Here is a 12,307-nt window from a genome sequence, read left to right as displayed (position 1 = left end):
CGCAATCATCAATAACCATAAACCGTTGTATAGACAACACGATTTCTATAATGTCGTTTTTATTAGGGGAGATTTTAACCATGACAATTAAAAAGAATGAAGCTGATCCTCGTGTGATACGTACACGGCGACTCCTTCAAGACGCTTTTGCTTCATTAATTCAAGAAAAAGACTTTGAATCGATAACCGTTAGGGATATTGCAGAGCGGGCTACTGTTAACAGAGCGACTTTTTATGCGCACTTTGTAGATAAATTCGAAATTTTAGAGGCCAGACTTATGGAATCATTTATGACAATCATAAATCGTAGAATAAGCGGTCACGAAGTATTAAATGAAGAAACCATTCAGAGTATTTTTCTAGGTGTATGCGATTTTCACAAGGATCTAAGCACTATGTGCAAAAGAAGGTATACCTCGCTTGGAGCTGTATTCGAAATTCAAATAAAGGAAAAAATTCAAACGATACTTCTTTCCTTTATAGACAAAGACAAGATGCTAACGAGTCCAAACGCGCAATTCTTAATAAATACAGCATCTATCATGTTAAGTTGGGGGATGTATGGGGCGGCTTACGTTTGGAACAATGAGGGGCGTCTAATAAGTGCGGAATCATTCGTTAAACAGTCTATGCCCATAGTGATGAACGGAGCCAATGAACTGCTGGGATAGGTCATGTCGCTATTGCTCTATCCTGCGGAAGAAACAAGATGAAATGCGAACAATTTACGAACCCGATTCAAACCATATTTGCTAGCTGTCGAGGGACAAGAACATAGACCCATTGAAAGTCGCTATTTTAGCGGCTTTTTTGTTTTATCGATACAAGTTCTTATCCCGAGTCGAGGACAAGAACATGAGCCTACCGATTACCGATTACCGATTAGATAAGTATATCTAACTATGTTTCCATGCAGTTTCATTAAGCTAACAGGCAGGAATGTGACGTTAATGATCGCCCTTTATTCTTTTGCCGCGGAAAAAGGAGCGAACAGCATGGATAGATGGACCTGAAGACCGCAATAAAGCTGCAACTAGGGGGGGCTTGCGGTGTCCGGGCTGCGCTTATTCTAAAATGTTGTATAGAAGCCGCCGATCGCGCTAAAATGGCTATAAATGAAACGCTTCAAAAAACCGGAGGCTTCACCGTGACGATTAAAAGGATTGACTTGTCCAGGAATGCGATAGATTTATACGAGCAGAAGCATACGGGCGGACATCTTGTGTCCGAGCACTATCACCAGACGCACCAGCTGCTGTTTGTGCTGGAAGGCGAAGGAGCTATCCGGCTGGGGGGGGAAGTACGGAAGCTGGCGGTCGACGATACGGCGCTGATCGTGCCGTATTCCGTCCACTCGGTCATGTCTGACTCCAGGCTGACCTTGCTAGTGTTGGCGTTTGATGAGGTGGTGCTCGATCCGGATATGAGGGCGCAACTGCTCCACGCCTATTTCCCGGCTTCCTGTCTGATGAAGCCGGGATTGTTTGCCGCGAGCGAGATGCGGCAGCTGCTGAGGAAAATGCTGTTCGAGCAGTCCAGGGAGCAGTCGCCGCTCGTTCGGCTTTCGCTCAAAGTACAGCTGTCTCAGCTGCTGCTCTTGCTGGTTCGCTCGGCCGGAACGGAGGCCGCTGGAGCGGGCTCCAGCTCTAATAGGCTGCGCGCCGAGAAAATCCGAAGCTATATCGATTCGAAGTATTTTGATCCGCTGACCGCGGGGGACATCGCCTCCAAGCTGGGCATCAGCACGCGGCACGTGAACAACATCTTCAAGGAACGGTACGACTTGACGCCAATGCAATACTTGACCGAGGTGCGCATCCGCGTCGCCCAGAAGCTGCTGGCGGAAACGGGCAAAGACATTATTTCGATCTGCTTCGAGGTCGGCTACGATTCCGTGTCTACGTTTTACCGGTCGTTCAAAGCGGTCGCCAAGCTGTCGCCAAAAACGTACCGGGAACTGAACACGCCCGAGCAAGCTGAGTAGCAGGGATCCTTCCGTCAAACGGACAGCGAGCGCACAAATGTGGGATCAAACGAACAAGATAACGATCAAAGGACGACCAGCCGATTGATTGAAACATATTTTCCCCTTCATCCCCCATCGGATAAGCGCCGGCAGGGGGTTTTGTTTTTTGCTCGAATAATTCGCTTCCAAAATTGAGAATCGTGTTCCCGTAATCGTAAGAAAAGCGGTTTCGCATCGACTACAATACGGTTATACGAAGCGAAGGGAGCGATGAATGTGGCAGTTCGCAACATCGGCATTATTATGAACGGCGTTACCGGACGGATGGGAACCAACCAGCATTTGATCCGTTCGATTCTTGCGATTCGCAAGCAAGGGGGCGTCGCGCTATCGAGCGGAGACGTCATCATGCCCGACCCGATTCTGGTCGGCCGGCAGGAGAGCAAGCTGCAGGCGCTGGCCGCCGCCCACGGCGTCGAACGTTGGAGTACCGATCTTGAAGCATGTCTCGCCGATCCGTACTATGAAATCTATTTCGACAGCCAGACGACGGTGCGCCGCGCCGAAAGCATCAAGCAGGCGATCGCCGCGGGAAAGCATATTTATTGCGAGAAGCCGACGGCCGTCGATTTTGAAGGGGCGCTTGAACTGGCCCGCATCGCCGCTGAGGCCGGGGTGAAAAACGGCGTCGTGCAAGACAAGCTGTTTTTACCAGGATTGCTCAAGCTGAAGCGCTTGATCGACTCGGGCTTCTTCGGACGCATCTTGTCCGTGCGGATGGAGTTCGGCTATTGGGTGTTTGAGGGCGACTTGCAGCCGGGTCAGCGCCCTTCGTGGAACTACCGCAAGGAAGACGGCGGAGGCATTATCGTCGATATGTTTGCACATTGGCGCTATGTGCTCGAGAATTTGTTTGGGGAAGTGAAGGCTGTTTCCTGTCTTGCCGCTACGCATATTCCGAAACGTCTGGACGAGCGGGGCGTTCCATACGACTGCACGGCGGACGATGCGGCGTACGCCATGTTTGAGCTGGAAGGCGGCATTATCGTGCAGGCTAACTCGTCCTGGGCGGTGCGCGTAGATCGAGACGATCTGCTCACGGTTACGGTCGACGGCACCGAAGGCAGCGCCGTGGCGGGCTTGCGCGACTGCAAGACGCAGCATCGGGTCAACACGCCGAAGCCTGTATGGAATCCGGACATTCCGAATCCGTTCCAGTTCCACGACCAATGGGTGCAGGTCCCGGACAACACGTCGTTCGACAACGCGTTCAAGGTGCAATGGGAAATGTTCTTGAAGCATGTCGTCATCGACACGCCGTTCCCATGGGATCTGCTCGAAGGTGCGAAGGGCACCCAGCTTGCCGATCTCAGCTTGCAGTCGTGGCAGGAGCGCCGCTGGATCGACGTGCAGAAGCTGAGCCTGTAAAGGAGGGGAGTACAGATGACCCAATCGCTGCTACTCCCCCGCGCAGGGGGAGCGTTGTATGAATATACTCCGGGCAAAGCAGGCTCGTTCTCCGTGCCGGCCAAGCCGTTTACGGGCCGCATCGCCTTCTCGGCCGCCCATGTCGTCTGCGATCCGTTTGCGGACGCAGATCCGCTGCATCATTCGCAGATTGATTGGAACTCGACGCTCGCCTACCGGCACCATTTGTGGTCGCTCGGTCTGGCCGTGGCGGAAGCGATGGATACCGCGCAGCGCGGCATGGGCCTCGATTGGAACCCCTCGAAGGAGCTTATCCGCGCTTCGATCGCGGAAGCGCGCTCGGTTGGCGGCAAAATCGCCTGCGGCGCGGGAACCGATCATCTGCTCCCGGGACCGTCGGTCACGATATACGACGTGGAAGCCGCCTATGAAGAGCAAGTCGGCTTCATCGAAGGCGAAGGCGGTCAAGTCATTCTGATGGCGAGCCGCGCGCTTGCCGCTTGCGCGAAAGGGCCCGAGGATTACGAGCGGGTGTATGGGCGCATTTTGGGACAGGTGAAACAGCCGGTCATCCTGCATTGGCTAGGCGACATGTTCGATCCCGCTCTAGCCGGCTATTGGGGCTACAAGGACGATCTGGACGAGGCGATGGACGTTTGTTTGCGCGTCATTCGGGCAAACGCGGACAAGGTCGACGGGATTAAAATCTCGCTGCTCGATGCCGGTAAAGAAATCAAGATGCGCCGGCTACTGCCGGAAGGCGTCAAGATGTACACCGGCGACGACTTCAACTACCCAGAGCTGATCAAGGGTGATGAGCAGGGTTACAGCCATGCGCTGCTCGGCATATTCGACGCGATCGCGCCGGCTGCCGCCAAGGCGCTTCATGCGCTCGACGCGGGCGATCTGGTCAGTTATGGGGCGATTATGGAGCCTACCGTCGCCTTGTCGCGCCATATTTTCCAGAGGCCGACGTACGCCTACAAGACGGGAATTGTGTTCATGGCCTACTTGAACGGCCACCAACCGCATTTCCGCATGATCGGGGGAGCTGAGGGATCGCGCTCGATCGTCCATTTGGCCGAGCTGTTCGTGCTTGCCGACCGGGCAGGGCTATTGGCCGATCCAGAGCTTGCCGCCGAACGGATGAAGCCTGTCTTGGCGCTAGCGGGTATTCGGCCGTAATCATTTATAGAGATGTTTGAAATCCGGGAGGGATCAGTATGGAACCGCTTCATTCCATAGACAGACTCAGCTTGAACCAGATTACGACCGATCGGCTGAATATGCGTGAGGCCGTGGAAGCATGCGTTCGCGCCGAAGTGCCTTGGATCGCGCTGTGGCGGCATAAAGTGGCCGAGACCGGCCTGGCCGAGAGCAAGCGGCTTGTGCGGGACGCGGGCCTGCGCGTCTCCAGCCTGTGCCGCGGGGGTTATTTTCCGGCGGCCACCGCGCCTGCGCGCAAAGAGCGGTTGGACGACAATCGCCGCGCTGTTGAGGAAGCGACCGAGCTCGGCACCGATGTGCTCGTGCTCGTTTGCGGACCGGCGCCAGACCGGGATATCGATTTCGCCCGCAAGACGGTCGAAGAAGCGATCGCGGAACTTGTGCCGTTCGCCCGCTCGCACGGAGTCAAGCTCGGCATCGAGCCTTTGCATCCGATGTACGCCGCTGAACGCTCCGTCATCAATACGCTGGCGCAAGCCAACACGCTCGTGGAGCAGCACGACCCGCAAGACGTCGGCGTCGTCGTCGATGCGTTCCACGTCTGGTGGGACCCCGAGCTGTACGCGCAAATTGAGCGGGCCAAGGGGCGTATACTCGGCTTCCACGTCTCCGATTGGATCGTGCCGGTACCCGACCTGCTGATGGGCAGAGGGATGATTGGGGACGGCGTTATCGAGTTGCGCCGGATGCGTCATGCCGTTGAAGCGGCCGGTTACGTGGGGGCGATCGAGGTGGAAATCTTCAACCGGCAGGTATGGGAAATGCCGGGAGACGAGGCGCTCACGCTCATCAAGGAACGTTATTTGCAGCATGTATGAATTATAAATTTGCAGCTTTGGCGGGCCGGGAGAATCGTTCCCGGCACGTCAAGGCATAGCTTTGGAGGGAAGGAATGTGAAGATTTATCGCACCGCGCTGATCGGGATCGGGGGATTCGGCGCTGAACATGTGAATATCATGCAGAAGCTGGTCGAAGAGGGTAGCCTGCAGGTTGCTGCTTTTGCGGAGCCGAATGTCGGCGCTCATCAGGAGTCTTACGGCAAGCTGACCGCGCTTGGGGCCGTCCATTTTATAGACTACGTGCAGATGCTCACGCTGCATCCGGATATCGATTTCGTCGTAATCGTCACGCCGATCTCCTCCCACAAGCAGATGTGCATCCAGGTGATGCGGATGGGCTTTCACGTGCTGGTGGAGAAGCCCCCGGCGGTAACGATTCAGGACTTGGACGAGATGATCGCGGTGCAGATGGAGACCGGGCGCTTGTGCCAGGTGAACTTCCAGAATACGTCGGGCCAGGCGTTCCGAACGCTGCTGGAAAGGATCGGCTCCGGTGTGCTCGGGCAGGTGGAGCATGTGGTCGGCATTGGCATGTGGAAACGGCTTCGCTCTTACTACGATCGAACCCGCTGGGCTGGCAAACTGGTCAGCGACGGCCAGTATGTGCTGGACGGGACGTTCAACAATCCGTTTGCTCACTTGCTGCATCATAGCTTGCTGGCGGCCGGAGGAGGCGCCGCAGACTTGTACCCGGAATCGGTGCAGGCCGAGCTTTACCACGTCAATGACATTGAGGGGGACGATGTCTCCTGTATTCGCGCCGTTATGGCTAACGGTGTGATCGTTCATTTTTACGCCATGCTTTGTCACGAAGTAAGCGAAGTGCCTTCGATTGCCGTTTACGGAACGCGAGGGGAAGCGCATTGGAATTATCAGAACAAGCTGACAATTCGCGCACAGGACGCCGAAGAGGATTTGGCGTTTGGTCCGACCGATATGATGTGCAGCATGTATCTGAACCTGATGGAAGCGATTGAAACCCCAGGGACACTCTTCTCGCCGCTCAATGCAAGCCGAAGCTTCGTACTGGTATCCAACGGCGCCTATGAGTCGGCTCGCGCCGTTCGTGCCATTCCCGGCCGATTCGTGACCGAGCGGGAGGATGGAGATTCCACGGTGCGCTTGCTACCCAGCTTGTCCGAGAAGATGAGAGACGCGGCAGCGAAGCGGCAACTGTACAGTGAATATCCGCTTCCTTGGGCGACGTCGACCCGGCAGTTCGGGATGGAGGGCTACAGCCGATTCGAGCTACCTGCCAATATGCGCACAAATAACGGTAGACCGACCAATTAGAGACGTTCCTTCAGGGCTCTTCTTTTTACAATGTCGAGGTTTAATCTAAAGATAAACCATAAATCAATATTTTCCCGAGGCAACTCCACTTTTCACTGTTTTTTGGATTCCAAAACAGTTAAAGATGGGGTTTCTTGTTGCAAGGGGAAGCCGACAATGTTACATGTATTAAAAATTCATTTTATGTATTTTTGGAGGCATGCTACCTATTTAAATGAATCAGGACCAAATGGTCTCTGGTTCTTTATTTTGTTTGTAATGCCTCAACGGAAAAGGGGATTACTACCAAATCCAATACTCCCATCGCTTTACCTGACTAATTCCTCCCTCTACAGTTTACATACAACTACCTTTTTAAGTTATTACCAAATTGATTTAAGGGAGTACATTTTTTTATTTAATCCTGAAGGTAAAATGATAAACATGAGAGCTCCTTATTACAGTCGGAGGGATGGGAAAAATGAAAGCGGTTTTAGACAGCTCCCGAAAGTACGGCGCAACAAAAAGGAAAAATAACTTTCTGTACTACATCAAAAGAGACGGTCTGTTATATTTTCTTTTGCTGCTGCCTATGGCGTATATCCTGATTTTCAAGTATGCACCCATCTATGGCCTTGTGATGGCATTCCAAGATTACAACATTTTTGAAGGAATTAGAGGGAGCGAATGGGTAGGACTGGATGTGTTCCGGTTTATTTTTGAGCAGGACAGCTTCTACCGTGCATTGAAGAATACGCTGGTCCTGAACGTTCTGGACTTGATCGCGGGTTTTCCAGCGCCCATTCTTCTGGCGATTTTGCTCAATGAAGTAAGACAAGCAAAATTCAAGAAAATGACCCAGACCGTGTTGTATCTGCCCCACTTTTTGTCCTGGGTTATTATTGGCGGTATGGTCTATCTGATGTTTTCTAACGGAGGCATGATCAACAATTTCCTGTCGAGCTTTGGTTTGGAGAAGATCGAGTTTCTGTCGCGGAAAATACCTTGGCTGATTACTTATATTGCCGTTGGCGTATGGCAAAATATCGGATGGGGCACCATCATTTATTTGGCGGCCATTACCGGAATCAATAGGGAGTTGTATGAGGCCTCCGATATTGATGGCTGCAGCAGGCTTCGCAAAATGTGGCATATTACACTGCCTGGCATTAAGTCAACCATCAATATTTTGTTGATTCTCCAAATAGGAAGAATGGTTTCTATCGGATTTGACCGTCCCTTTGTGATGGGGAATTCACTGGTTAGCGATTATTCTGATGTTATCAGTACTTTCGTGTATAGAGTTGGTATTAGTTCGGGTGATTTCTCCCAGGCCACGGCGGTTGGATTGTTCCAATCCGTGGTCGGCCTGATCCTGCTGTTATCTGCAAACTTTGTTGCGAAAAAATTAGGCGAGGATGGGATATGGTGAGGGTGGCGAGCAATAGGGGCAAGATGAAAAAAATGACTGTAGCGGATATTGCCATCATTGTATTAATCGTGGCATTGTCCTTCACATGTATCGTACCGTTTCTGTATATGATTGCGCTTTCTTTCAGTTCCAACGAAGCGATAATTTCTCAAAAGGTAGGACTGTGGCCAGTAGACTTCACAGCAGAAACGTACAAAACCATATTGAGCGATATGGATATGCTTTATACGCTTGGATACAGTATTGTGCTTACGATATTTTACACTTTGGTATGCATGTTCCTGACCATATGTGCAGCGTATCCGTTAACGAAGAAGCGGCTGAAGGGAAGAAACTTTATTTTGACGGCGTTAGTCTTCACCATGTATTTCAGCGGCGGTTTAATTCCCTCTTATATTCTGGTTAAAAACCTGGGCATGATGAATTCGGTTTGGAGCCTGGTTTTGCCGGGTGCCATGAGCGTGTTTAATATGATCATCCTGAAAACCTTCTTCAGCAATCTTCCGGAGAGCCTGGAGGAATCGGCAGCCATTGACGGGTCTTCGGATCTGGGCATTCTCATCAAGATTGTGCTCCCCCTTTCGTTGCCATCGATCGCCACATTAAGCCTTTTCTATGCGGTGGACAGATGGAATGGATTCCAGGATGCGCTGTTCTACATTACGAAAAAAGAGCTGTACCCTATGCAGATGAAGCTATACCAGATCATTTCGGCCAATCAGCAGTTGGATAGCCAACAAGGAGGAGAAGGAAGTGTCGGCTCCTATATTGTCCCTGAGTCTTTGAAAGCGGCCAGTGTCATGTTTACAACGATTCCGATTTTGCTGATCTATCCTAAACTGCAGAAGTATTTCGTGGATGGTGTGATGACTGGGGCTATCAAGGGTTGAGGGGGAAACAGATTATGATGAAGGGGGGATCCCGGCCTCGCGGATGATTTAAGAGAATCAATCACAAGAACGAAAGGGTGGTTAAAGTGTATAAGGGCATAAAGAAGAAAGCAGCAATTCTATTTAGCACAGTGCTTCTAGCCGTAGGAGTGGCAGGCTGTGGTGGCGCAGGCAATAACGATGGGGAAACGGTATCAAAAGGGTCCAACGCATCGGAAAAGGGCTCCAGTTCCCCAGTAACCTTGACAGTGGAAGTGTTTGACAGAGGTATTCAGGGACAACCGGACTTGAACAACAACACGTGGACCAAATATGTCAATGAAAAATTCGGGAAGCCTAATAACGCCATTGTAAAATTTGTTCCTGTCCCCCGTTCCCAAGAAGTCGACAAGCTGAATGTGTTGATGGCTGCCAACGAAGCTCCTGATATTTCCTTCACCTATGACGGGAATACCGTAACCCGTTTCGCAAAAAGCGGTGGCCTCTATACACTGGATGAATTGTTGGAGAAGCACGGCCAGCAATTAAAGTCTTATCTGGGCGAGAAAGTTCTTTCCTACGGGAAATATGAGGGCAAACAAATCTCGATCCCAGGCAAGCGGACTCTGATTGCTTGGAACGGCATGTTTATCCGCAAGGATTGGCTGGATAAGCTGGGAATGCCTGTTCCAACGAATCGGGATGAACTATATAATACCCTCGTTGCTTTCCGTGACAAGAACCCGGGTAATGTGGATGGTGTCATTCCGTGGGCAACTGCGGCTTCCGGCATGAACTACACCTTTGGCAACCTGATTCCTTCGTTCTGGGGTCCGATGTCGGAGGAGGAATTCGTTACCACCACCAATTGGCTGAAGCCCGGCACCAAGGATGCTTATAAATGGCTGAACAAACTGTACAATGAAAAGCTGATCAGCCCCGACTTTGCGCTGGATAAAACAACCAAACAAGCGGATGCCGATGTGACCAATGGCAAGGTAGGCTTCTACGCTGCCAACTGGGATTATCCACTTTCACAAAAAATTCGTGAACCACTGAAGCAAAATGCACCTGATGCCAACTATGTTGCTGTAGATACATTCAAAAACGATGAGGGGAAATACCTGAAAGAGATGTACAATGAAAACGGGATTTTCTCCTTCATCCCGAAAAGCAGCAAGAATGCGGAGCTGGCCATAAAGTATCTGAACTGGATGGCTGATCCGGAGGTGTTGTTCTTCCTTCAGTTTGGTGAAGAAGGCGTCAACCATAAGCTTGTAAACGGCATCCCGCAAGGGATTGCGCAAACCGGCGAAAATATGCAAACGAGCAATCTGAATATGGATTATACTCTAATTGTAAACGGTGCAGAGCTGGGCGATACCGAAAAGAATGTCCGAACGTACGCAGCAGCCTTAGCAGCCGGAGATCAGAGCTATGAAAAACTGGCTGTCGATTCATACAAGATCAATACGACGGATGGTTATACAGGCTTCTATTACGGCGTCTCGAACGAAGCTAGTATCAAGTACGGCAAAACGTTGGGTGACATGAACAAGCAAATGAGTGACAGGATGGTCGTTGCCAAGCCGGCAGAGTTCGACGCCTTGTATGACAAGCTGGTGAAAGAATATATGGACGCCGGCGGTCAGGCTGTTCAGGATGAGAATATAAAGAATTATAGAGATATCAAAGCACAGAGCAAGTAATCCATGGCATAAGGATAAACCTGTCTGTGGTTTATCCTTATTTCGTTGCTGTTCCCGAATAATTTTGCTATTATTCGGGGGAATCCATATGTTCAGGAGGATACCCATGTACAAGGTCATGATTGTAGATGATGAGCCGTGGGCAATTAAAGGAATCCGCAACGCCTTCGATTGGGATAAATATGGATTTGAAATTATCGGACAATTTAAAAGCGCTTACACAGCATGGGATGCCATAAAAGCGAATGAACCCGATTTGGTATTTACGGATATCCGTATGCCAGAGATATCCGGACTGGATCTGATGAAGAGAGCCAAAGTAGAAGGGCTGGACATTGAGTTTGTCATCGTAAGCGGATATGCGGAATTTGAATATGCCCAGGAAGCGCTGCGCTATGGCGCGCTGGATTATTTCCTGAAACCCCTGGATATCGATAAGGCTGACCCCTTCATCGCGAAACTGGCCATGCACTTCTCCCGAAGAAGCACAGCACGCAACCAACTCCTTCTGGATGCGCTGACCTCGGCGAATGAGGACGAGATAAAGAGCTTCCTACCGCTTCCCGATGATGCAGCTGTGTACTATTATCAGGTGTTGACCATCTATTTCGAGGGAGAAAATAAAAATATTAGGAACCTGCTTTCTTTGGAGGGAAAGCCTGTTCATGTTGTGGAAGTTGAAGCTGGAGCCCGAAAAATGCTAGTTGTCCTGATGACGGAGCATAGGGCTTGTCTGGAAGGACATTCGGATAAGTGGGTTCTGAATAAGACGGGCATCCATGTTATGGGCGTCAGCAGCATCTCTAATCAACTAAAGCATATGAGCAAGCTCATAAAAGAAGCAGACCTGTCCGCTTCCCAGGTTTTTCTTGAAGAAGCTGGGGGCGTCGTTCACTACGAGCCGAAGCTACATCTGGTGAAGCCATGTATCGATGAAATCCACCACATCCTTCAGGGAAATCAATTTGACGATGTGGAAGCGTACATTAAAGGGCTGCAGGCATATTTCAGGGATCATCATCTGGGCATGTCTGAGGTTGTCTACCTGTGGAATCAAGCCGTCGGGATCCTTATAAAAGCATATTCTGAGGAATTGAAGGATATGGAACTGGAATTCCTGAATTATTCCGAGATCAAGGAACGATTTGAACACTTTGAGTCGCTATGCAGCTTTTTACATGAGGTTCTCGACTCCATCAGGATAGGAAACAGTCGCTCTTTGCAGGAAGGGGACATCCAGTCCTGCTTCAACAGGATGATAAATTATATCAACCATCATTTTGAGCAGAAATTGTATTTGAAGGATTTATCTGCCCAATTCTTCATTAACCAGGTGTATTGCTGTCAATTATTCAGAAAAAATCTGGGCAAAACCTTCTCTGAATATGTGTCGGAGCTGAGAATCAAGAAAGCCCGTGAGCTCCTGAAGCGGACGGATCTATCCATTGAAGAAGTGGCCATTAAGGCCGGGTATGTCGATTATTATTATTTCAATAAAGTGTTCAAGAAGCATTGCGGGATGACCCCCACCAAATTCAGAAAAAGTTGATATGAACGGAGCGGC

10 protein-coding genes are annotated in these 12,307 nt (G+C 50.5%); all 10 read left to right on the top strand.

Annotated elements, in window-relative coordinates; all coding sequences use genetic code 11:
• The first annotated feature begins 80 nt into the window (after nucleotides 1–80).
• The 10 genes from MHH48_RS18235 to MHH48_RS18190 all read left to right on the top strand — a co-directional run bounded on the left by MHH48_RS18235 (nucleotide 81) and on the right by MHH48_RS18190 (nucleotide 12,292).
• Nucleotides 81–671, top strand: a complete 591-nt coding sequence (locus MHH48_RS18235) for a TetR/AcrR family transcriptional regulator (RefSeq protein ID WP_076321389.1) — start codon at nucleotides 81–83, stop codon at nucleotides 669–671.
• A 476-nt stretch (nucleotides 672–1,147) separates the two neighbouring features.
• Nucleotides 1,148–1,984, top strand: a complete 837-nt coding sequence (locus tag MHH48_RS18230) for a helix-turn-helix domain-containing protein (protein WP_076322137.1) — start codon at nucleotides 1,148–1,150, stop codon at nucleotides 1,982–1,984.
• A 258-nt stretch (nucleotides 1,985–2,242) separates the two neighbouring features.
• Complete coding sequence (locus MHH48_RS18225; RefSeq protein ID WP_076322136.1) at nucleotides 2,243–3,394, top strand: Gfo/Idh/MocA family oxidoreductase; 1,152 nt, start codon at nucleotides 2,243–2,245, stop codon at nucleotides 3,392–3,394.
• Nucleotides 3,395–3,409: 15 nt separating this feature from the next.
• Complete coding sequence (locus MHH48_RS18220; protein WP_076321388.1) at nucleotides 3,410–4,579, top strand: dihydrodipicolinate synthase family protein; 1,170 nt, start codon at nucleotides 3,410–3,412, stop codon at nucleotides 4,577–4,579.
• A 38-nt stretch (nucleotides 4,580–4,617) separates the two neighbouring features.
• On the top strand, nucleotides 4,618–5,439 hold the full coding sequence (locus MHH48_RS18215; RefSeq protein WP_076321387.1) for a sugar phosphate isomerase/epimerase family protein: 822 nt from the start codon (nucleotides 4,618–4,620) through the stop codon (nucleotides 5,437–5,439).
• A gap of 76 nt (nucleotides 5,440–5,515) precedes the next feature.
• Nucleotides 5,516–6,754, top strand: coding sequence for a Gfo/Idh/MocA family oxidoreductase (locus MHH48_RS18210; RefSeq protein ID WP_076321386.1), 1,239 nt, complete (start codon nucleotides 5,516–5,518; stop codon nucleotides 6,752–6,754).
• Between the two features lie 460 nt (nucleotides 6,755–7,214).
• Entirely contained in the window at nucleotides 7,215–8,165 is a 951-nt protein-coding gene (locus MHH48_RS18205; RefSeq protein ID WP_076321385.1) for an ABC transporter permease subunit, read from the top strand.
• Complete coding sequence (locus tag MHH48_RS18200) at nucleotides 8,159–9,055, top strand: carbohydrate ABC transporter permease (protein WP_076321384.1); 897 nt, start codon at nucleotides 8,159–8,161, stop codon at nucleotides 9,053–9,055. The genes MHH48_RS18205 and MHH48_RS18200 overlap by 7 nt, the downstream gene beginning before the upstream one ends.
• Before the next feature lie 86 nt (nucleotides 9,056–9,141).
• Nucleotides 9,142–10,743, top strand: a complete 1,602-nt coding sequence (locus tag MHH48_RS18195) for an extracellular solute-binding protein (protein ID WP_083659571.1) — start codon at nucleotides 9,142–9,144, stop codon at nucleotides 10,741–10,743.
• A gap of 106 nt (nucleotides 10,744–10,849) precedes the next feature.
• Entirely contained in the window at nucleotides 10,850–12,292 is a 1,443-nt protein-coding gene (locus MHH48_RS18190; protein WP_076321383.1) for a response regulator, read from the top strand.
• Nucleotides 12,293–12,307 lie beyond the last annotated feature (15 nt).

It is taken from the genome of Paenibacillus sp. FSL F4-0100 (assembly GCF_037993005.1).
Classification (GTDB): Bacteria; Bacillota; Bacilli; order Paenibacillales; family Paenibacillaceae; genus Paenibacillus_AQ.
Note: the sequence above shows the minus strand (reverse complement) of the source record. Positions and strands in the feature narration are given on the sequence as shown.

Coding starts and splice junctions, on each gene's coding strand:
- MHH48_RS18190 (WP_076321383.1), top strand. CDS start 10,850: ATGTACAAGGTCATGATTGTAGATGATGAGCCGTGGGCAATTAAAGGA.
- MHH48_RS18235 (WP_076321389.1), top strand. CDS start 81: ATGACAATTAAAAAGAATGAAGCTGATCCTCGTGTGATACGTACACGG.
- MHH48_RS18220 (WP_076321388.1), top strand. CDS start 3,410: ATGACCCAATCGCTGCTACTCCCCCGCGCAGGGGGAGCGTTGTATGAA.
- MHH48_RS18200 (WP_076321384.1), top strand. CDS start 8,159: ATGGTGAGGGTGGCGAGCAATAGGGGCAAGATGAAAAAAATGACTGTA.
- MHH48_RS18205 (WP_076321385.1), top strand. CDS start 7,215: ATGAAAGCGGTTTTAGACAGCTCCCGAAAGTACGGCGCAACAAAAAGG.
- MHH48_RS18215 (WP_076321387.1), top strand. CDS start 4,618: ATGGAACCGCTTCATTCCATAGACAGACTCAGCTTGAACCAGATTACG.